This is a genomic window from Neolewinella xylanilytica, assembly GCF_002934605.1.
In the GTDB taxonomy this organism is placed as follows: Bacteria; Bacteroidota; Bacteroidia; order Chitinophagales; family Saprospiraceae; genus Neolewinella; species Neolewinella xylanilytica.
Genome location: NZ_PTJC01000006.1, coordinates 1,623,417 through 1,643,868, shown reverse-complemented (window position 1 = coordinate 1,643,868; position 20,452 = coordinate 1,623,417). Strand labels below are relative to the sequence as shown.

The 20,452-nt window shown below is 57.0% G+C and carries 19 protein-coding genes and 1 tRNA gene; 9 read left to right on the top strand and 11 right to left on the bottom strand.

Annotated features, from left to right (window positions below; all coding sequences use genetic code 11):
* The first annotated feature begins 34 nt into the window (after positions 1-34).
* Both CLV84_RS16075 and CLV84_RS16070 read left to right on the top strand, forming a co-directional pair.
* Positions 35-1,069 carry a DHH family phosphoesterase gene (locus CLV84_RS16075; RefSeq protein WP_245911534.1) on the top strand — a complete coding sequence of 345 codons (1,035 nt, stop codon included), beginning with the start codon at positions 35-37 and terminating at the stop codon, positions 1,067-1,069.
* Between the two features lie 4 nt (positions 1,070-1,073).
* Positions 1,074-1,988 (top strand): FKBP-type peptidyl-prolyl cis-trans isomerase, encoded by a 915-nt coding sequence (locus CLV84_RS16070; RefSeq protein ID WP_104420779.1) that lies wholly within the window; start codon positions 1,074-1,076, stop codon positions 1,986-1,988.
* 79 nt (positions 1,989-2,067) lie between these two features.
* Here CLV84_RS16070 and CLV84_RS16065 read toward each other — a convergent pair whose 3' ends face one another.
* The 5 genes from CLV84_RS16065 to CLV84_RS16045 all read right to left on the bottom strand — a co-directional run bounded on the left by CLV84_RS16065 (position 2,068) and on the right by CLV84_RS16045 (position 7,642).
* On the bottom strand, positions 2,068-2,850 hold the full coding sequence (locus tag CLV84_RS16065; RefSeq protein ID WP_104420778.1) for an enoyl-CoA hydratase/isomerase family protein: 783 nt from the start codon (positions 2,848-2,850) through the stop codon (positions 2,068-2,070).
* Positions 2,851-2,870: 20 nt separating this feature from the next.
* A complete protein-coding gene (ilvN, locus tag CLV84_RS16060; RefSeq protein ID WP_104420777.1) occupies positions 2,871-3,404 on the bottom strand; it encodes an acetolactate synthase small subunit in 534 nt (177 codons plus the stop codon).
* Positions 3,405-3,426: 22 nt separating this feature from the next.
* Positions 3,427-5,193 carry a biosynthetic-type acetolactate synthase large subunit gene (ilvB, locus tag CLV84_RS16055; protein WP_245911533.1) on the bottom strand — a complete coding sequence of 589 codons (1,767 nt, stop codon included), beginning with the start codon at positions 5,191-5,193 and terminating at the stop codon, positions 3,427-3,429.
* Positions 5,194-5,214: 21 nt separating this feature from the next.
* Positions 5,215-6,891, bottom strand: a complete 1,677-nt coding sequence (gene ilvD / locus CLV84_RS16050) for a dihydroxy-acid dehydratase (RefSeq protein ID WP_104421219.1) — start codon at positions 6,889-6,891, stop codon at positions 5,215-5,217.
* 103 nt (positions 6,892-6,994) lie between these two features.
* Positions 6,995-7,642, bottom strand: a complete 648-nt coding sequence (locus CLV84_RS16045) for a hypothetical protein (RefSeq protein ID WP_104420776.1) — start codon at positions 7,640-7,642, stop codon at positions 6,995-6,997.
* A 157-nt stretch (positions 7,643-7,799) separates the two neighbouring features.
* Between CLV84_RS16045 and CLV84_RS16040 the strand changes: the two genes are divergently transcribed.
* Positions 7,800-8,876, top strand: a complete 1,077-nt coding sequence (locus CLV84_RS16040; RefSeq protein ID WP_146088832.1) for a metallophosphoesterase — start codon at positions 7,800-7,802, stop codon at positions 8,874-8,876.
* Position 8,877: 1 nt separating this feature from the next.
* Positions 8,878-9,840 carry a CotH family protein gene (locus CLV84_RS16035; protein WP_104420774.1) on the top strand — a complete coding sequence of 321 codons (963 nt, stop codon included), beginning with the start codon at positions 8,878-8,880 and terminating at the stop codon, positions 9,838-9,840.
* A gap of 9 nt (positions 9,841-9,849) precedes the next feature.
* Here CLV84_RS16035 and CLV84_RS16030 read toward each other — a convergent pair whose 3' ends face one another.
* The 5 genes from CLV84_RS16030 to CLV84_RS16010 are packed head-to-tail and all read right to left on the bottom strand — an operon-like array spanning position 9,850 to position 13,607.
* Entirely contained in the window at positions 9,850-10,509 is a 660-nt protein-coding gene (locus CLV84_RS16030) for a DUF4159 domain-containing protein (protein ID WP_104420773.1), read from the bottom strand.
* A 35-nt stretch (positions 10,510-10,544) separates the two neighbouring features.
* Entirely contained in the window at positions 10,545-11,246 is a 702-nt protein-coding gene (locus CLV84_RS16025; protein ID WP_104420772.1) for an RsmE family RNA methyltransferase, read from the bottom strand.
* 6 nt (positions 11,247-11,252) lie between these two features.
* A complete protein-coding gene (locus tag CLV84_RS16020) occupies positions 11,253-11,501 on the bottom strand; it encodes a NifU family protein (RefSeq protein WP_104420771.1) in 249 nt (82 codons plus the stop codon).
* 37 nt (positions 11,502-11,538) lie between these two features.
* A complete protein-coding gene (locus tag CLV84_RS16015) occupies positions 11,539-12,258 on the bottom strand; it encodes a response regulator transcription factor (protein ID WP_104420770.1) in 720 nt (239 codons plus the stop codon).
* Positions 12,255-13,607: a sensor histidine kinase gene (locus CLV84_RS16010; protein WP_104420769.1), complete on the bottom strand. Its 1,353-nt coding sequence runs from the start codon at positions 13,605-13,607 to the stop codon at positions 12,255-12,257. Before CLV84_RS16010 ends, CLV84_RS16015 begins: the two co-directional genes overlap by 4 nt.
* A 126-nt stretch (positions 13,608-13,733) precedes the next feature.
* Here CLV84_RS16010 and CLV84_RS16005 point away from each other — a divergent pair, with 126 nt between their 5' ends.
* From CLV84_RS16005 to CLV84_RS15985, 5 genes are all read left to right on the top strand, one after another.
* Positions 13,734-14,522, top strand: coding sequence for a GLPGLI family protein (locus tag CLV84_RS16005; protein WP_104420768.1), 789 nt, complete (start codon positions 13,734-13,736; stop codon positions 14,520-14,522).
* Positions 14,523-14,722: 200 nt separating this feature from the next.
* Entirely contained in the window at positions 14,723-15,469 is a 747-nt protein-coding gene (locus CLV84_RS16000; RefSeq protein WP_104420767.1) for a GLPGLI family protein, read from the top strand.
* Between the two features lie 29 nt (positions 15,470-15,498).
* Positions 15,499-18,195, top strand: a complete 2,697-nt coding sequence (locus CLV84_RS15995) for an outer membrane beta-barrel protein (RefSeq protein WP_104420766.1) — start codon at positions 15,499-15,501, stop codon at positions 18,193-18,195.
* A gap of 356 nt (positions 18,196-18,551) precedes the next feature.
* Positions 18,552-18,627: transfer RNA gene (locus CLV84_RS15990), tRNA-Gly, on the top strand.
* Positions 18,628-18,686: 59 nt separating this feature from the next.
* Positions 18,687-20,072 (top strand): hypothetical protein, encoded by a 1,386-nt coding sequence (locus CLV84_RS15985; protein WP_104420765.1) that lies wholly within the window; start codon positions 18,687-18,689, stop codon positions 20,070-20,072.
* On the opposite strand, the gene CLV84_RS15980 is transcribed toward CLV84_RS15985, so the two are convergent.
* Positions 20,059-20,442: a hypothetical protein gene (locus CLV84_RS15980; protein ID WP_104420764.1), complete on the bottom strand. Its 384-nt coding sequence runs from the start codon at positions 20,440-20,442 to the stop codon at positions 20,059-20,061. The two genes, CLV84_RS15985 and CLV84_RS15980, sit on opposite strands and share 14 nt — an antisense overlap.
* Between the last annotated feature and the right edge of the window lie 10 nt (positions 20,443-20,452).

Here is a 20,452-nt window from a genome sequence, read left to right as displayed (position 1 = left end):
TTTCGGTACTTTTGCGCCGCCGCAGCTACCCCAAATGATTCAGGAATCTATCATGCATGCCCGACGATTGCTTGCCGAAAAGCAGGAAATCGTCATTTTCAGCCATCGCAATCCCGATGGCGATGCGGTGGGTTCCAGTTTGGGATTGATGCATTACCTCCGCGGTGAAGGACACAAGTGTCAGGTGATCGTGCCCTCCGGCTACCCCGCCTTTCTGAGTTTTCTTCCCGAGGTGGATACGATGCTGGTCTTTGATGACGCGCCGGAAGCGGCCCAGCAAGTCATCGATGCGGCGACCCTGTTCTTCATCCTCGACTTCAACTCCTTCGAACGGATAGACAAAGTGGCCGAGGGGATGAAAGACGACGACCGGCCCCGCATCATGATCGATCACCACCTGTTTCCCGAGCCGATCGCCGATCCCATCTTTAGTCGCCCCGAAGCCAGTTCGACCTGCGAATTGGTCTATGAGTTCATCGTTAACCTGGGGCACAAGGATCGGGTTACCGCAGCCATATCGGACTGTCTGTATACCGGCATCCTCACCGATACCGGCGGATTCAAATACAGTACCTCCCCCGATCTCTTCCACACCGCGGCCGAGTTACTTCGAGCCGGCACCGATGCGTACAAGATTGCTGACCACGTCTGGAACAGCCAGACGGAAAAGCAGCTTCGCCTATTAGGCCACTGTCTGGTCAACCGGATGGAACTGCTACCGGAGTACCGCACCGGTATTATCTACCTGAACAAACAGGATTACGACGCTTTCGACATACAGCGGGGAGATACGGAGGGAATCGTCAACTATGTCTTGCGAATGCCCGAGTACATGATCGCCGCTTTCATCCACGAACAGCCTAAGATTGTAAAGTTAAGTCTGCGGTCGAAGGGAAACATGGACGTTCAGCAGATCGCCAAAGCCCATTTTCGCGGCGGCGGCCACCGCAACGCCGCGGGAGGCGCCAGTTTCGCGCCCCTTGGATCCACCATCAACCGTTTCAAGAAACAGCTCCCGAAGTACGCAGACGAGATCGAGACGACTTATCTGGAATTTAACAATCAATAATTTTATGCAACAACGATTATTCCTTTTGCTCGCTGGGTTAAGCTTCGCCGCCTGCGAAGACGACACCAAGGCAGGCATGCAGACTACTGAACTCGGCAACCGGTACACGTACGTTACTACGAACGATGACGGGCAACTAGCAAATTCCGGCGATTACATCTATTTCCAGGCGCAGTTGAAGAACGAAGCCGACAGTATCGTGTACGACACCCGGGATGCCGGCGGTGACCCACCCGTCATCCAGGCCCTCTCGGATACCATCGTCAACGAAAACACGGGGCCGGTGGAAGACATCGTTCGCAAACTTCGGGTGGGCGAGCGAGCTGTCATCCGTACAAACATCAGCGAATACCCACCACAGGCTAAGCCCCCCGGGATGCAGAACGACACCGTATTGCTGTACGATGTCGAGGTAACCGAAATCGTCGACCAGGAAGCATTTGCTACCCGCCAGGAAGCCATACGTGCCGAACAGCAGGCAAAGGCCGACCAAGTGCGTGGTCGCGAGCAGGAAGTTCTCGATTTTACCCAGCAGGTATACGAAGATTACAAAGCCGGAGAATTGGACGGTCAGCTGCAGTCCACCCCGGGCGGCGTCCAGTACATCGTCCATGAGGAAGGTAGCGGCCCGGAAGCAGAACCCGGAAAAGGGGTCGTCGTCCAGTACGTCGGCCGTCTCGCCTCGAACGGCGAGATCTTCGATCAGAGCTTCGAGCGTGGTATGGGCATCCCCTTCCCCCTGGGAACGGGCCGTGTCATTCCCGGTTGGGACGAAGGCATTGACGCGCTGCAGCAGGGCGACCGCGCTACCCTTATCATTCCTTCCGAACTGGGTTACGGTGCGCAAGGCACCCCTAACGGTAGCATTCCGCCCGATAGCGAACTCGTGTTCTACGTCGAGTTGGAGGAAGTAAACTAGACCGGCTAACACCGCCACGTACAAGAAAGGGGACGGCAAGTGATTGCCGCCCCCTTTTTCTTTTTACCGGGTAAATCCGCTATTTCCCCTTGAATGCCGCCGGACGCTTTTCGACGAAGGCAGCGGCACCCTCGCGGAAATCTTCCGTCGCCGTTGTCCGGCCGAAGGCTTCGGCTTCTGCTATGTATCCGTCGCCTTGCGCGTAGTATGCGTTGATAGCGCGAATACTTTCCTGGATGGCTACCGGCCCCTTCGTCGCGATCGCTTGTAGCAGTTGCAACGCCTTGTCCTCGGCCTCTGCGGCCGGCAGGGCATAATTGACCAAGCCGAGACGTTCCGCCTCTTTAGCGTCGATCATCTTTCCGGTCAGGATGAGTTCCGTCGCTTTTCCCTTACCGATATACTGATTGAGTCGTTGCGTACCGCCGTATCCCGGAATGATGCCGAGGTTTACTTCCGGCTGACCGAAGCGAGCCGCTTCCGTGGCTACCCGCAGGTGGCAGGCCATAGCTAGTTCGCAACCGCCCCCGAGCGCAAAACCGTTGATTAGGGCGATGACCGGTCGGTGAAAATTTTCGATCAGGAAAAATACTTCGTGGCCGCGCTCCGCCATTTCCCTTCCGTTTCCCTGCTCGGCGACTGCCAGGAATTCCTTGATGTCGGCACCGGCCACGAAGGCTCGGTCTCCGGCGCCGGTAAGAATCACTCCGTGAAAATCGGTACGCCCGGCGTAATCGGTGCCGAAGAAGCGTTCCAACTCCGCGATCGTTTGCTGATTGAGGGCATTCAGGGATTGGGGTCGATTGATGGTCAAACGGATAATCCCGCTTTTTTCTTCAACCGCTAGGTTTTCGTAGCTCATTGGGGGAAGATAAGGTGCCGTCAGTTGTGGACCTCCTCCTTACGCTCCTGCAGATAACTATTCAGCCGCTCCATGGGCTTGACAATGGCTACGCGTCCGGAGCGCACGAATTCGTACAGGCCGACCAGCCGGAGTTCGTTCAGGAGCGCTTCCGTTTCGTATTCGTGACCGGTCTTTTCGATGACTACGAACTCGGGCTCGATGAGCAGCACGCGGGCATTGTGCCGCCGGATCATCATTTCCACCTCGTTCCCGTTACTGAAGACTTCGATGGGTACCTTGTAGAGTGCGATCTCTTGGTAAACGATGTCCTTATCCTCGTAGTAGAACGCCTTCAGTACGTCCACCTGCTTATCCAATTGGGCCACTAGCTTGATGACCATTTCCTCGGTCACTTCCACGACGATGGTAAACCGGTGAATGGAGGCATCACTACTGGCGCTGGTGGTCAGGCTACTGATGTTAAGGTTGCGGCGATTGAAAATACCGACCACGCGGGATAACAGTCCAGACTGATCTTCGGTAAAGACGGTGATGGTGAAGGTGCGCTTCATCGGATAGTGGGCTTAATTGACATTATTTCACTTGCAGGTCCTCGGGGCCGAGGATAACTTCGCTGACTGCCTTGCCGCTGGGCACCATCGGGAACACGTTGTCTTCCTTTACGGTGTGAAAGTGAAGCAGGTAGGGGCCTTCGTGGGCGAGCATTTCGGTGATACCATCGATGACCTCGTTCGGGTTGCGGATGCTCCGGCCCGGAACTCCGAATCCTTTGGCTATGGTGACGAAATCGGGGTTTTGCAATTCCACCGAACTGTACCGGCGCTTGTGGAATAATTCCTGCCACTGGCGCACCATTCCAAGGTAGTTGTTGTCGAGCAGTACGATCTTCACGCCTACGTTCCACTGGGCGCAAAGGCCGAGTTCCTGGAGGGTCATTTGAAACCCGCCATCGCCGATGAACGCCACCACCTGGCGGCTGGGGTCGGCGTACTTCGCACCAAAGGCCGCCGGTAGTCCGTAGCCCATCGTACCCGCACCGCCGGAGCTCACCCACTGGTCGTGGCCGCGATATTCGTAGTACCGGGCCGCCATCATCTGGTGCTGCCCTACGTCGGTAGCTACGATCGCCTGGCCATCGGTTTGCCGACTGACTTCCCGAATTACCTGGCCCATGCGGATCTGACCGTCTTCGGTCGGCTTGATGGCCTCCCGGATTACCCGCCGCTCCTCGATCTCGGCGCATTCCCGGAAGCGACCGACCCATTCCGGATAGCTTTTCGCATCGACCAGCGGCATCAGCTCCTCCAGTACTTCCCGGGCATCCCCCAGTACCGGAGCGTGGGCTTTCACGTTCTTGTTCAGTTCGGCGGGGTCCACCTCGATGTGAACCACCTTAGCCGTAGGAAGGTATTTGGAAAGCAGCCCCGTCACCCGGTCGTCGAATCGCATGCCGATGGCGACGATCACGTCCGCGTCGTTCTGTAGGAAATTGGGTCCGTAGTTGCCGTGCATGCCCAACATCCCGGTGAAGAGCGGGTGGTCGTTCGGGATGGTACTCAGGCCGTGGCAGGTCGCACCGACCGGGATGCCGGTTTTTTCCACGAACTCCCGGAAGATGGGCTGTGCCTTCGCGATATGAATACCATGTCCGGCCAGGATCATGGGCTGACTGGCGCCGTTTATCAGTTCGGCGGCGGCCCGTAGTTGCCGCTGCTTGGGCTTATTGTAGGGTAGATAACTGCGAATAACCAGCTCCTCCGGGTAGTGAAAATCCACCATCGCCAGTTGCGCGTCCTTAGTGATATCGATCACGACCGGACCGGGACGCCCGCTATTGGCAATAAAGAAGGCTTTCCGGAAGACCCAGCCGATCTCCTCGGGCTTCGTGATTTGGTAGTTCCACTTGGTAACCGGTATGGTGCTATTGACTACGTCTACTTCCTGAAAGGCATCGCTGCCAAGCAAAAAGGAGGGTACCTGGCCGGTGATGGCAACGATCGGCAGGCTATCCAGCTGAGCGTCGCAAAGACCGGTGATGAGATTCGTCGCGCCGGGCCCGGAGGTCGCCATGCACACCCCCGTAGAGCGTTTGATGCGGGCGTAGCCTTCCGCGGCGTGGATCGCGCCTTGCTCGTGGCGGGGGAGAATATGCGTGATTTGCCCCTCGAAATCGATCAGGGCATCGTAAACGGGCATGATTGCCCCGCCCGGATAGCCGAAAATGGTATCGATCCCCTCGTTCACCAGACACTGGAGCAGGGCATGGGCACCGCTCATTCGTTGGGTGGCGTTGGCGCCGTTGTTGGACGGTGCGGACTTGGTCGTTGGCATCGTGGACATAGGGAGATAATTTTCAATTCGTTACAGATCGGTCACGCAGCCCCGGGAGGCACTACTGACCGCGCGGGCATACTTCTTTAATACGCCATGGCGGGCTTTAAGCTCGGGCGCCTTCCACTGCTCCCGCCGCTTTGCGAGGATCTTTTCGTCGACCTCTAAGTTGAGGACGTTATTATCGGCATCAATGTTGATAATATCGCCATCTTCCACCAGGGCCAGCAAGCCACCGACCTGAGCTTCCGGGCTGATGTGTCCGACCACGAAGCCATGCGTACCCCCGCTGAAACGACCATCGGTGATGAGGGCGACCTTCTTGCCGAGCCCCTGCCCCATAATTTCACTCGTCGGTTTGAGCATTTCGGGCATGCCGGGTCCGCCCTTCGGACCGCAGTATCGGATCACGACGACTTCCCCTTCCTTGATATCCCGATTACCGATGGCGGCATTCGCCTGCGCTTCGGAATCGAATACGCGGGCGGGACCCATGAATCGCGTGCCTTCCTTTCCCGTAATCTTGGCTACGCTGCCTTCGGCCGCCAGATTGCCGTAGAGGATCTGGAGATGGCCGGTAGCCTTCAGGGGCGTATCGAACGAATGTATAATTTGCTGCCCTTCCCGTAGGCTTTCGACTTCGCTGAGGTTTTCGGCCACGGTTTTCCCGGTAACGGTCATGCAGTCGCCGTGGAGCATACCGCGCTGAAGCAATTCCTTCATCACCGCGGGTACCCCGCCGACGTAATAAAGGTCTTCCATTACGTATTTTCCGCTCGGCTTGAGATCGGCCAGGAACGGGGTGCGGTCGCTGATGCGCTGAAAATCATCGATGGTGATATCGATACCGGCACTATAGGCAATGGCCAGCAGGTGTAAGACCGCGTTCGTACTTCCCCCGAGTACGGTCAGGGTGACGATGGCATTCTCAAAGGATTCGCGGGTGATGATGTCCAGGGGCTTCAGGTCCCGTTGGAGCAGCTTGAGCATATACTCCCCTACCCTGGCCGTATCGCTCCGCTTATCGGCGTGGGTGGCGGGAATGCTGCTATTGTACGGAAGGGCCATCCCCATTGCCTCGATGGCGGAAGCCATGGTATTGGCCGTATACATGCCTCCACACGCCCCCGCACCCGGGCAGGCGTGGCGGATGACGTTGTCGTACTGTTCCTTTCCTACTTCGCCGGTGCGGTACTTCCCGAGCACTTCGAAGGCCGATACGACATCCAGCTTTTGATCATCGTGACACCCCGGACTGATCGTGCCCCCGTAAACCACTATACCGGGACGGTTGAGCCGGCAGAGCGCGATCATGGCACCGGGCATGTTTTTGTCGCAGCCTACCACGGTTACCAGACCGTCGTACCACTGGGCCCCGGCTACTGTTTCGATGCTATCGGCGATGACGTCGCGGCTTGGCAAACTGAAACGCATCCCGTCCGTGCCCATACTGATGCCATCGCTCACGCCAATGGTGTGATAGATAAGTCCGAGCAGGTCCGTTTCCCGATTTACACCGGCTTTCACCTCTTCGGCCAGGCCGTTCAGGTGCATATTGCAGGGATTGCCTTCCCATCCGGTGCTGACGATGCCCACCTGGGCCTTGTCCATATCGGCATCGGACAGGCCGATGCCGTACAGCATGGCGCGGGCGGCGGGTTGCTCCGGGTTGTTGGTTACGTTGCGGCTGTATTTGTTGAGGGGCAGAATCATACGGTAGTTCGGGGGCAAATTGTCAGCCGACAAGATAAGGACGCCCGCCGGCCACGTTCAAACTGCCTTTTGCCAGAACTACGATGTCTGCCGCAGCCTAATAGCGCTTCTTATCGAAGCGAAAGGTGGCCTGTATGCCCAATTGGTAGGCGGTTAGTGCTCCCCGTATCCCGGAAACTTCCAAACCGTCGCGGTTCAAGAAGATCATATCGGTGAAGTCGGTTGCCGTGTACCGCAGCGCGGCGATGGGCGTCAGCGTGATTAAATTGCTAATCCCGAAATCGATACCGATGCCCGCACCGAGCGTGAAGGCTGTTTTTCCGGAAAGATTTTCGGCCGCGGTTGACAGCCAGTGGCGGGAAACTCCCGGCGATAACTGCAGAAAGAACCCCTTCTCCAATTGGGGTCCCTGCTTACCAAAAGTGGGGCAGTCGCAGTCGGTTCCCAGGTCGAAGAGGTAAATGTTGGTCTTAAACTGGAAACCGGCTTCATTCCATCCGTACCGCTCGCCGGACCGGGCGTAGTAGACGGTAGGCTGAAACTCAATCCGGTTTTTTGGTAAGCGAAACCAGTAGTTCAAGGCTATCTCCGGCCCGTTAGCGTAGTCCAATTCGTTGTTGACCGGATCTGCGTTCTCCCCGACCATTCGGGCTTCGTTTAGGTTGTAAAAGCCGGTAATTCCGACCTGAGCGGACACAACACTACCCAGCAACAGGCAGCCGAAGAGCAAGAATAGGTATCGCATAGATTGGGGATTATTAGCGGTTAACGACGGAAAGAAGTAGAAAGTACGCGAACGATCCGGGGCGACCGTCGTACCCGCGCTCCGGCGCCCTTAACTTCCTGAAAACAACCATTAAACTTCAGATTTGGTTAACTTTGGTGTAATCTAACCTCCACGCTTGCTCCCTTTGCTTTTTTCCGCCCTGTTCACTTTCGGGCTTGACACCGTTCCCCCGGACGGACCCTATCTCTTCTACGAAGGCGATACGGTGACCGCACAATGGGCGGATACGGAGTTGAGAACGGTCGGGAAAACCATCTTCGACCCGGAGCATTTCGCCTGCATGCCCCATTTCCCCACCTTTCGGCCCGAAATGGTTGACGTCGGACGCGATTTTCAGCGGTTGACGAAAGTCCACTACGAAGGGGTAGATAAGGTAGCTGCCCTAAGCGATATTCACGGTCAGTTCGATGCCGGCCGCCAGCTACTGGAGGCTAACGGGGTTATCGACGAAAACCTGCACTGGAGCTTCGGTGACGGCCATCTGGTCATCGTCGGGGATATCTTCGACCGTGGCGACCAGGTAACCGAATTGCTGTGGCTGATCCACAACCTGGAAATGGAGGCCGTAGCCGCCGGGGGTAAGGTCCACTTTCTACTAGGCAACCACGAAACGCTTACCCTGGAAGGTGACGACCGTTACCTACACGCCAAATACCGGACGACGGCCGGGCTGACGGGCAAATTTTACCGGGAGCTATACGGGCCGGACTCCTACCTGGGCCGGTGGCTCCGGAGCCTTCCTTTGGTCGTAGAGATTAACAACACCGTCTACATCCACGGTGGCCTGAGCCGGAAAATGGTTCGGGAAGTTAGCAGTATCGACCGGATCAATGAGATCTACCACAGCCGGTTAATCGATGCCGAAGACATCAGCGAAGTCAAGCAAAACAACCGCCGGCTACAGATGCTACACGGCGCGGAAGGTCCGCTGTGGTACCGGGGATATTTCACCCGGGACGGCTTCGACGAACGGGATCTGGAGTACGTCTTACGCAGGATCGGAGCAAATCGAATCGTCGTTGGGCACACCAGTTTTACGGCGATTCATGCTTATTACGACAGTCGCCTGATCGCCGTCGATTCCAGCATCAAATTCGGGGGCGTAGGCGAAATTTTGCTTTACGACGACGGAGACTATTTTAGAGGAACCATCCACGGAGACCGGATCCCGTTGGTGGCGACCACAAAATAGCATGCGCCTTTCGGTATTGTTCCTTCTAGTCAGTCTGTCCGTGTCGGGTCAGCGGTCGCTGTTCGACGCCCTTTCCGCAAACGGGGATACCCCCCTCGTGCTACTCGAGACCGATTGGGATAAGATGCTCCAGGCAAGAACGGATAAAGTCTACCAGGAAGTTACGCTTACCGTCAACGGGCACCGCTTTCCCGGTAGGGTACGCACCCGCGGCCACGCCCGGCTCCGCACCTGTCTGTTTCCTTCCCTGAGAGTAAAACTCAACAAGAAAGTACTTGCCGCCGCGGGCTACAGCTCCCTGAACGATCTGAAGTTCGGACTGCAGTGCAACGCAAGTAAGCGAGGACTGGGATACTTGCAACGGGAAAGGCTACTCTACGACCTGTACGCTATGGTAAGTCCTTACCACCTCCGGACCCTGTCCGTCCGCGTCGTCATAGAAAAGGGCGACACCCTTGCCGGCTTCCTAATCGAAAGCGAGGAGCAACTAGCCGCACGGTACGATGCTACGGATTACCGCAGCGAGCACGTTAGCACCCGGGGGCTGGATCGAATGACTTACGCAAGGCTCTGCCTGTTCAACTACCTGATCCTCAATACGGACTGGAATATCTACAATTTACATAACGTAGCGTGCCTCCGTAGTAATGCGGATTCTCGCCTGTTCCCCCTACCCTACGACTTCGACCACAGCGGACTCGTCGATACCCACTACGCCGTGCCACGGGAAGATCTAGGCATGACCTCGGTGTACGAGCCCCGATTCCTCGGCCGTCACCTAACCGAAGACGAAATGTCGACTGCCGCCAGAAGCTTCCTGGAGAAGGCGGATGAACTTCACCAACGGATACTAGAGGATCCCGATCTGGACCGGGTGCACCGCCGGCAGATGATCGCCCGACTGACGGCGTTTATGGATGAAATAAGTGATCCGGACCGGTTGGCCCGATTAGTTGCTGACTGACCGGCTGGCTTATTGCCGGAACGCGAATTCAATCACGTTAGCGCCCATCTTCAGGGCTTCGGCCCGAACGGCGGTGGGATCGTTGTGGACCGACTCATCTTCCCAGCCGTCGCCGAGATCAGCGGAATACGTATAAAAACAAACGAGGCGGTCCTCCCAGAAGAGCCCGTAGCCCTGGGATGCTTCCCCGTCGTGCTCGTGAATTTTCGGTACGCCGCCGGGAAAATCGTAGGTCTGGTGGTAGATGGGGTGGTCGAAGGGCAGCTCGACGAATTCCGCTTCTGGAAAAACCTGCTCCATCGCTACGCGGATGAAGGGATCCATTCCGTAGTTATCGTCGACGTGGAGAAAACCACCGCCGATCAGGTAGTTGCGGAGATTTTCCGCTTCCGAAGCGTTGAATACGACGTTGCCGTGCCCGGTCATGTGTACCCAGGGATAATTGAACAGCTCGGCGCTGCCGACATCGACGGTTCCGTAATCCGGGTCGAAATCGGTATGGAGCACCTGGTTGCAAAAATTGGCCAGATTGGGTAACGCGGTGGGATTGGCGTACCAGTCTCCACCACCGTTATACTTCAGCAGCCCCAACCGCAAGCGGGCGGCGTCGGGGGCGGCCAGACCAAGCAGCAGAGGAAGTGTAAGGAGCAGGAGGAGAAACGTTCGCATACCGGTCTAACGCCGCGGGCGGGCGGCTGGATTATTCACCAACCCAAAGATTCTAGCGTGTGGACGGCAGTAATGGCCGCCGTTTCGGTTCGGAGGCGGTGAGGACCCAGGCTCACCCAGGTAAAATTACGGTCGCGCGCTGCATCGGCCTCGGCGGGACTGAAGCCTCCTTCGGGGCCGATGGCGACCACTACGGAGGCGACTGGAACGGGCTGGTCGCGAAGCAGAACGGGCGTTTCGGCACCCAGGTAAGCCAGGTAGCGGTGGGCCGCGGTAACGGAATCCAATAGGTCTGAAAAAGCAAGGGGTTCTTCCAGCCGGGGCATCCAGGCTTTCAGGCTCTGCTTGGCGGCGGATTCGATGACCCGCGCGAGCCGGTCGGTACGCAGTCGGTTGCGCTCACTGTGCTCGGTAAACATCGGCTGAATCACGTCAACGCCGATTTCGGTGGCCTTTTCCAGAACGAATTCGAAGCGATCGATACTTTTCGTCGGGGCGACCCAGAGGCTTAGCCGGTGGGGAGCGCGACTACTTTCCCGGCGTATTTCCCGGGCATCAACAGTACAACCGCGTTTGCTGATGGCCGTGATCCGGGCGCGGAACCACCCGCCGAGCCCGTCGACGATATCGATTTCATCGTCCACCCGCTTACGCAATACACGGGCCGCATGAATGGCCTCCGCCTCACGAAGTTCGTGCAGACCCGGCTGGATATCGGGATCGAAAAATAGCTGCAACCTGAATCAGTTGACGGCGATCACGCCAGTAATCTGCGGTAACCGTGTTTTGATCGCCTGCTCGACGCCCGCCTTCATGGTCATGGCGGTCATGGAACATCCGTGACAGGCTCCCAGCCATTTGATCTCTACGACCTGGCTATCGCTGATATTGACGACCTCGATGTTGCCGCCGTCGATGGCCAGGTGGGGGCGTACCTCGTCGAGGGCGGCATCCACGCGGGTGATCAAGCTGCTTCTTTCCTCGGGGGTCATGTACGGTTGTTTGGGCACAAATGTAAACAACACTTCCCTAGGTATCGGTTGCATCGCCCGGCAGGATAAGCCGGTAGCCGACGCCCCGCAGCGTAATTATCCGCAGATCATCCTCCGTCTGTAGGTAGGTCCTCAGTTTTCGGATATATACGTCCAGATTCCGGGAGTGGAAGAAACCGTCGTCTCCCCACAGGGTCAGCAGGATGTCGCGGCGCTCGATCTGGGGTTCGTGCCGGTGCTGCAGTAAGTACCGGAGCAACCGGGCCTCCCGGTGGCTGAGAGAGACGAAGCTCTTCGGACCGATGAGTGTCATTTCCAGGTAGTCAAACTTCAGGTTTCCTAATACCCAGGCGTTCTTTTCCGGGCGCCGGGGCGCAGGTAAATCGATTTCCCCGGACCGCATGTTAACCAGGTTCCGCATCCGGATCAAGAGTTCCTCCATGCTAAAGGGCTTGCGGATGTAATCATTCCCCCCCGCTTCGAACCCGGCCACGGCGTCTTTTGCCTGGATGCGGGCCGTGAGATAGAGGATAGGCAGGTGGGACCACTTCGCGCGCAGTTCCTTGCCGATTGCCAGCCCGCTGCGGCCGGGCAGCTGGACGTCCAGTACCGCTATGTGGTACGCATCGGCCGCCAGCAGGGCCGCGGCAGCGGAACTTTCGGAGGTGAACCAGTCCACCGTGCATGCCCTGCTCTCGAGACTTTCCTTGACGATGCGCCCGAGTACCGGCTCGTCTTCCAGGTACAGTATTCTCACGGCAGGGGAAGTTGTAGGCTAAAGGTTGCTCCCCCCGTATCGTTTCGCCGGACGCCAACCGTTCCCCCGTGAAGATCAGCCACTTGTCGTACCAGGCTTAGTCCCAGTCCGTGTCCCTTCACGGCATGCCCGGTCCGCTCGTCGGCGATCCGGTAGAAACGCTCGAATATGCGTTCGGACTCCGTAGCAGGTATACCCGGTCCTTCGTCCGCTACGCTGCAGGTAAATACACCAGGTGTATACACCAGTAACAGACGGACGACCGGGGGGGAACCACCGTACTTGATCGCATTCTCCAGCAAGTTGGAAAGGGCCAACCGGAACTCCTGCGCGTAAAGTCTTACCGGCACGCTATCCCCCGTGGTGGTGATGGTCAAAGCGGTTGGATCGACTCCGTACTGAAGAGAGAGTCCCGACCAGACCTTTACGGCTATCTCCGGTAAGTCAACCGGCTCCCGGTCGACGTGCGCCTCGCCACTTTTGAGCTTCAACGCACCGATAGCGTAATCGGCCAGCCGATCCAGACGACTCAGCTCCTGGCGACTCAGTTGGATGTATTCCCGTCGCCGTTCGGGTTGAGCGTCCGCCCCGAAGCAGTCCATGGCTTCCAGTGCCACGCTCACCGCGGCGATTGGCGTTTTCAGTTCGTGGGACAGGTTAGCCAGTAAGGCTTCGCGATCGGCCAGCTGACGGCGGTGTTCCCGCAGACTACGAAAGGCGGTGAAAGCGGCAAAGCCGAGCGCAATCAATAAGAGGCAGGAAGACAACAGTTCGAAACCAAGACTACTCACTACGGCCAAACGATAAGCGGTCATACCGATGACCGGCCCATCCCCTTCGCGCCCGGACGATAGCAGTCCGACCTGCTGACGCACGACCAATACGTCGTGCTCCCCTGCCTCCGTGGCGGAAGTGAATTCCCGAAGCTGAACTTGATAGACTTTACCCAGGCTATCCAGGCTGGGAGACAGCTTCTGGGAATGTAAAGTGAGGTGGCGGGTGATTCCCGCAAAGGGATGACGAGCCGGGTCGATGGACCCCGTCACCTGATCCGTCGTATCAAAGATGCGGATAGAGACATCGACATCGTCCTGATCGGGTGATGCATTACCACTCATTGACAGTGACTTGAACTGGATCAACGTATCCAGACGTAAGGAGTCGGGTTGACGGGATCTGATCAATTTGATGTGCTGTAACAGATTGTTCGTGCTCAGCTGATTCAGGTCGGCATCGATACGCTCTATAAGTAGCTCCCGGGCGTCGACGTACGACTCCCGCAGATAAGCGAAAAGCAGCCCGGTAACTAACAAGGAGGCAAGCAGAAAGGAAATACCCAGCCGAGTCATAGCGGCAAGGTAAAGGCTTCCATCTGCCCTGCGCTAGCCGATTAACCTTAATTAACCCTATTACGCATGGGTTAACCGGCTTCGCCAATGGCGCGGTAGACCTTTAGGCCAGTCAAAATAGATGCCATGCGCCTTCCCCTCCTTTATTCTTTATTTGTAGTGGTATGTACCGCCGCGCTCTTGCCGGGCATTGCCTGGTCGCAGGTCCAATATGGAACCGTGACCTATACTGCTTCCCCCACCTTCAGGATGACGCCCTCCCACGATGCGGTGCCCCAAACGGACAAAGTGGCCAAAATGCTACGCGACTTCAGTGCCGGAGGCGGTTTTGATAAGCAGTACACCCTCACCTTCACTTCAGGCGCGTACCTATTTCAGGAGATAGCGAAACCGGGTCAAACGCTTGAGAACGGCGGAATGACCGTGACCATCCTGAACGACCAGACCGACCCCGAAGCATTCTACACCGACACCCAAACGGATACCTACGTTAACCAGGAAGCGATTGCCGACCGGTTATTTCTGCACGACGGATCGGTACAGGCGGTAAACTGGATACGGCTGGAATCTACCATTCCAGCCTCCGATGCTACGCTGGGGTTCGAGCTGAAGACGGCTACGGCCATTACTTCGCGGGGAGACAGCCTGACGGCGGCTTACGCCCCCGCCCTGCCCCTCCCCTTCGGCCCTCGGAATTACTACGGCCTACCGGGGGCTATTTTGCAACTGGATGTCTGCCGCAACGAATCCTGTACACGGTACCGAGCGACGAAGATGAGCGTACTTCCGGTGGAACCGACGCTGTCGCCGCCTACCGAAGGCAAGCACGTTTCTCGGGAGCGTTTCAACGCGCTGAGAGACAAATTTCGGGCACGGAAGCAGCCTTCCACCACCCAGATCGTACGGCAAAATTAACTTCCCCGGGGCCGGCATGCAACCCGCCAAGAGGAACCACGGTCCCTTGTTTTGCGGGTCAGCGGGAGGAACTTATCCCCGTTATCACCGATCCTGGTGGCGAATCATCCAGGAATTTGACCTAATCGTCGATTAGACACGCCATCGACTGGACATTCCGCATCCTAAGTCCTAATTTGTAACAAACCCAAAGTTGTTATATGCCCCTCAAAACCATATGTTTTACTGTTATACTGGCTTTTAGTTCCCCTTTGGTACGGGCCCAGATTACCCACGGGACGATCGATTACCTAGAACACCGCGACATCGAGATCTGGGATGGTATGTCTCTGGACGACAAGAAGCGGATGGAAAAATTGAAGGAAGAGGGCGCCTTCGATCGCACCGGCAGGCTGACCTTCAACGACCAGGCATTCAGCTACCAGCAGGTAGAGGAAGAAAGGGACCCCAACGATCGCCGGGGCTGGATGGGCCGGCAGACCGAAAATCCGGACATCTACTATACCAGTTTACAGGACAGCCTGGTCACTGACCAGCGGCAGATCATGGATCGCACCTTCATCATGGAAGATAAGTGGTTGAAGCCGGAGTGGGAAATACCGGAAAACCAGCGGGCTAATATGGCCTATACCTTGCCCAGCAAACTGGCCTTCGCGGTTTCTCCGGAAGGGGACACCCTGACCGCCTACTTCACCGAATCCATTCCCCTCGGTATCGGTCCTCAGGGTTACGGTGGCTTGCCGGGTGCCATCGTTTACCTGAAAGTGGAAAACGAAGGCTCCTTTACGGAGTACACGATGAAAACCATGCAACCGAATCCGGGGGAACTCAGCTTGAAAAAACCTTCGGAGGGCGATAAGATTTCCCGGGAAAAATTCGAAAAGGTAGCCGAAAAACGCCGCGAGGTGATGGAGCGGCGCCAACGCGGATGGGAACGACAATGGTAAGCACCTTAACCTTTTAACCCCCCAGTACAATGAGACACCTTCTATTTATTTGTTTTTGCATCCTCGGTGCCTCCCTCTGGGCACAGTCGGATATCAGTGCCACCGTAGTCGACACCACCGGTACTACCTTGCCGGGGGCCAACGCCATCCTGCTACGCACCTCCGACACCCTGCTGACTTCCTTCGGCACCACCGATAACAAGGGCGTTTTCCTCATGGAGAAAGTCCCCGCCGGCGACTACCTGCTGCGCGTTACTTTCCTGGGATACGAGCGACCCGATCAGGAGGTCACGGTATCGGAAAGTGACCAGTACCTCGGGCTCGGGGAGATCGTCCTCTACCCTTCCGGTTACGAGTTGAGTGGGGTGCAGGTTACGGCCGACCGGATCCCCATCCGGATGAAGGGCGACACCATGTTGTACGACGCCGCGGCCTTCGCCGTAGGAGAAAACGCCAAAGTGGAAGACCTGCTGCGCCGGCTACCTGGAATGAGTATTGACGCCAACGGTCAGCTTACCTGGCGCGGAAAACCCGTGCAGGAGGTAATGATCAACGGTAAACCCTTCTTCGCCGGCAACTCCAGTCTGGTAACGCAGAACCTGGATGCGAAGGCACTGAAGAACATCGAGGTCTTCGATCAGAAGACCGACAGTGAAGAAATTTCCGGCATCGACGACGGAGAGGAAAATACGACCGTCAACCTGGAAATGAACGAGGAATTCAAGGCCAAACTCTTCGGCGAACTCTACGCGGGAAGTGGCGTAGCCGCCGGCGACGACGACCCGCGCTACGATGCCGGCGGTAAGCTCTTCCGAATCAGCGACGCTACGCAGCTCGGCCTACTGGGCACCATCAACAACGTCAACCGCGTAGGCTTTTCGGGCGACGAACTGATGAGCTTCAACCAAAATTCCGGCCGCGGCGGCTATTTCAGCACCGGTGGTGGCCTCCCCTACTACGACGGCGGCCAGACTCCGGGGCAAAACCGAAGCATCGCGGCGGGCGTCAACTTCGGAAAAACAGTCGGAGAAAACGGCCAGCTCACGCTCGATTACACCCTCTTCGACCGGCAACAAACACAGGTCGTCACGGAACGCCAGGCCTTCACCCGCGCCGATAACGAACGGACGGTGCTTTCGGATCAAACCGACGCCTCCAGCCGGTACAGCCACCGGATCGGCTTTGAATACGAACACGAGCTGGATACCGTAAGCCGGTTCCGGGTAGAAGGCTCCGGTCAACTGGCCGGGAACGACAACCTGGGATCCGCGGTCACCGTAGTGACAAACGACCAGGGTGATTCCCAGACCTATACCGTCGAGGAATTCAGCGAGGGCCAAGTACCGAGCGGGGATATCGACTTGCGCTACAACCGCCGCTTACCCGGTAAAGCCGGAAGGACATTCGGCGCCAACGCGGAGGCTTCCTACGGCGAAGACCAAACCGACCTCGTCGTAGAGGTCGACGGACTCGAAGACACCAACGGCGAGGTTCCCATTCCCGGATCGCTTCAAAACGGTACCCAGGTGCAAAACCGCCGGACCAACTCCACGTCCGTCGGCGCGGAGGTAGACTACACCGAACCGCTTTCGGAAAAGATCCGGTGGGAAACCGAGCTGGGATTCGGACACGACCGGGACGAGGGAGATTATCGCTTCCGCCTGGACGAGGGCCGGGAAACGGAAAACCTCCTGACCCGCGGGTGGACGAGCTACCGCGGCGGCACGAATCTGCTCTACCGATTCGGCGACCGAAATAACTTTCAAATAGGCGCGGACTTCGAGCAAGACAAACTGGACATTTCCGGTGATACTTCCTACCAACGCGACTATACCTTCGTGCTACCCAGCGCCCGTTTTCGCATTCAGGCCGGCAAGGCGAACCTGTACTTGAATTACAATGCCAATGCCCAGGCCCCCTCGGTCAACCAGTTGCAGACGATCGCACGACCATCCGTTACCGGTAGGGTAAGTGTAGGCAACCCCGATCTGGATCCCGCCGTCCGCCACAGCGTGTGGAGCGGCATGTGGTTCAACGATCAGTTCCGGGCCCTGTCGATCAATGCCAACGTGGGGGGAGATTACACCGACAACGCATTTGGAAACAGCCTGACGTTCACGTCCAACCAGCAAATCTACCAGACGGTCAACGTCAGCCACGCCTGGGGCACCAACGCCTACGTCGGTACCGTCATCGGGATGGCCTTCATGAACGGGGAGCTGCGCGCCAACGGCCAGGTAAACGGCAGTATTGGCCAGGGCTTTGTGGACGGAGTCGCCCGGACCAATATTTCCCGGAATACGAGCGGTACGGTCGACATCACCACCGAGTTAAACGAAAAGAGCTTCCTCAAGGCCGGCTACACCTACGCCCACAGCATCAACAGCTTCGACGATGAGGAAAGCGTGGACATCGTCACCGTTACCCACGACATCGTAACCCAATTCGAGCTGGAGATCTCTCCGAAGTGGCGGCTGGAAACCCAATTTCTCTACCGCATTTTCGAGGAAGCCAGCTTTGCCGCGGCTACCAATATACCCGATCTCCAGGCCGCTATCGAGATTCGCCCCTTTAAGAAAGCAGGTCACTATTTCCGCATCATCGGTCGGGATTTACTCAACAACAACCTCGTTATCAACCGGCAGGCTCAGGCCTTCGTGACCACGGAAACCCAGAGTAACGGACTGGGACAGTACTTCCTGGCTACATTTAATTATCAGCTTTAGTTTTTTGGTCTTTAAGTGGGTAGTCTTTTAGTCGGGTAGTCCTTTAGTCTTTTAGTCGGGTAGTTCTTCAGTCTATTAGTTTGTCAGTAATTTAAGCTAGGCTTAGGGGGCTACTATTACATAAAGCATATCTAACGACTACCCTACTCAGCACGCGAAGCGTGACGAAAAGACTACCCCCTACATGACTAAAAGACTACCCCCCCTACCCGACTAAAAGACTATCAACTCACCACGCGAAGCGTAACAGAGACTAAAAAACTAAAAAACTAACCAACTGAGTTTGGAAGTTTACCGAAAGCCTCCCTATATTTGCACCGCTTTAGAAATAAAGCATGGCTGAGCAGCCAGCAGACGCGGATGTAGCTCAGTTGGTAGAGCGCAACCTTGCCAAGGTTGAGGTCGCCGGTTCGAACCTGGTCATCCGCTCCAACAGACGAAGCCGCTTCTCCCCGGAGAAGCGGCTTTCGTTGTTTTTATACCTTCGCTCCGTGCCCGCCTTCCACCGCCCATACTTCCGCCCCGCCCTGTTCGCCGTGTTGGGCATGGGCCTGCTGATCTGGGGAATCAACTACGTCTACGACCGCCCGCTCTTTTTGGACGAAGCCAATCTGGCGCGAAACCTCTACGATCGCTCGTTCGCGGGTTTATTCCGGCCCCTCGATCACGAACAGTACGCCCCCCCATTGTACCTCCTCCTCACCAAATTGCTGGCGGAGCTACTTGGATACCTGGAATACGTGCTCCGCCTGCCCGCGCTACTGGGTGGAATCATCGGAATTGTCGCACTCTTTCGCGCCGGCCAACGGCTTCAGTTAGGTCACTGGACACTCCTGCCATTAGCTTTACTCTTCGTCAATCCGACCGTACTTCACTACGTGACCGAGTTTAAACCCTACGGAACGGACCTCGGGGTAGCCGCCTGTCTGCTCGCCGCGGAGCTACGGCCTGCGCGGGGGAATAAACTAGCCTGGGGCCTTGCCGGCGTACTACTCCCGTGGGTATCGCTGCCGTCCGTATTCGTACTTGCCGCTATCGGCCTGCGCCGGTTACGGACGGACATCCGTTGGCTAGCCGTCATCGGGCTTTGGCTAGCCTCCTTCGGTGTCCTCTACTACCTGGTTTTACGAACATCGGTGGGCTCGAGCTACCTCAACGACTTTCATGCCCCGTACTTCATGCCGCTTCCCTTTAGCGGGGAAGCACTACAGCAGAGCGGTACCCTGTTCTTCTCCTTACTCCGACTCACCTATGGCTTTACCGTAGCGGCCCTGCTCTGGGGAGCGAGTACGCTATTGATCGGTCTGTGTTCAGCGTCGGTACGCCGACACGCATGGCTGCTACTGCCACTACTGGTATCGATTGCCGCTTCCCACTTTCGCCTCTACACCCTGATCGATCGCCTGATGTTGTTCGCCTTGCCGGGAGTCTGGCTCTTCACCGCGGTCGCAGCCCGGTGGATCTACACCAGCCTGTCCAAATGGCCCGGATACGCTTACCTGGCGGCAGTGCTCATAACGCTCGGGGGTACGAACATTTACCGGGCGGTGCTACGACCGTACCGCTTTAACGACGGTCGGCGGTTGGCGGAACTCGCCGAAGGAAATGTTCCCTACGTTGCCGATCTGGGTGCGGTACCCGTTCTGGATTACTATCTACGCGTGAAACCGGAAAGGAGCGGCCCGATGGCCATCAACCGTCCGGAACCCGGAGCGCCATTGCCGTACCGAAGGGTACGGGTACTGTTCGACGGAACCAACCACGGACCGACCCGACAGGTCATTAGGGAATACGAGCAGCGGGCGACGGAGCGCGGGTGCAATGTATCCTGGATTGAATTTTACCTTTCGGGAAGTTTGGACATCAAATGTCCCTGACGGAATTACGATCCGTAACGACTTCCATCAACTCCCGCAAAAACTGGATTTGACCGGGGCTGAGTCGATTTTTAAGGGCATCCTTAACGGTAAGAAAGGTGCCGGACTCTAATTCCTTCAGCCTTTCTTTCAGCTCCCCGGCGTCCTCGTACAGCATCTGCTTAAGACTGGGGATTTCGTGCCAATCGCCTTCCACCGCCACGGCTTCTTCCCGGTCTTCGGCGGGTTCCAGGCTGATCAGGTCCGGACTATCCACTTTGAGATCGCCGCTGGGAAGGCCCCATTCCTCCGATTGCTGGGTCAGGAAGACCTCCAGACCGCGTTCGCGGAAACGGTAGATGATGAGGCGAGCTTTCTTTCGTAGTCCCATAAATGTAGAA

Excerpts from the sequence above, each read along its gene's own strand:
- CLV84_RS16075 (WP_245911534.1), top strand. The coding sequence starts at position 35 with ATGATTCAGGAATCTATCATGCATGCCCGACGATTGCTTGCCGAAAAG.
- CLV84_RS16070 (WP_104420779.1), top strand. The coding sequence starts at position 1,074 with ATGCAACAACGATTATTCCTTTTGCTCGCTGGGTTAAGCTTCGCCGCC.
- CLV84_RS16065 (WP_104420778.1), bottom strand. The coding sequence starts at position 2,850 with ATGAGCTACGAAAACCTAGCGGTTGAAGAAAAAAGCGGGATTATCCGT.
- ilvN (WP_104420777.1), bottom strand. The coding sequence starts at position 3,404 with ATGAAGCGCACCTTCACCATCACCGTCTTTACCGAAGATCAGTCTGGA.
- ilvB (WP_245911533.1), bottom strand. The coding sequence starts at position 5,193 with ATGTCCACGATGCCAACGACCAAGTCCGCACCGTCCAACAACGGCGCC.
- CLV84_RS16045 (WP_104420776.1), bottom strand. The coding sequence starts at position 7,642 with ATGCGATACCTATTCTTGCTCTTCGGCTGCCTGTTGCTGGGTAGTGTT.
- CLV84_RS16035 (WP_104420774.1), top strand. The coding sequence starts at position 8,878 with ATGCGCCTTTCGGTATTGTTCCTTCTAGTCAGTCTGTCCGTGTCGGGT.
- CLV84_RS16030 (WP_104420773.1), bottom strand. The coding sequence starts at position 10,509 with ATGCGAACGTTTCTCCTCCTGCTCCTTACACTTCCTCTGCTGCTTGGT.
- CLV84_RS16020 (WP_104420771.1), bottom strand. The coding sequence starts at position 11,501 with ATGACCCCCGAGGAAAGAAGCAGCTTGATCACCCGCGTGGATGCCGCC.
- CLV84_RS16010 (WP_104420769.1), bottom strand. The coding sequence starts at position 13,607 with ATGACTCGGCTGGGTATTTCCTTTCTGCTTGCCTCCTTGTTAGTTACC.
- CLV84_RS16005 (WP_104420768.1), top strand. The coding sequence starts at position 13,734 with ATGCGCCTTCCCCTCCTTTATTCTTTATTTGTAGTGGTATGTACCGCC.
- CLV84_RS16000 (WP_104420767.1), top strand. The coding sequence starts at position 14,723 with ATGCCCCTCAAAACCATATGTTTTACTGTTATACTGGCTTTTAGTTCC.
- CLV84_RS15995 (WP_104420766.1), top strand. The coding sequence starts at position 15,499 with ATGAGACACCTTCTATTTATTTGTTTTTGCATCCTCGGTGCCTCCCTC.
- CLV84_RS15980 (WP_104420764.1), bottom strand. The coding sequence starts at position 20,442 with ATGGGACTACGAAAGAAAGCTCGCCTCATCATCTACCGTTTCCGCGAA.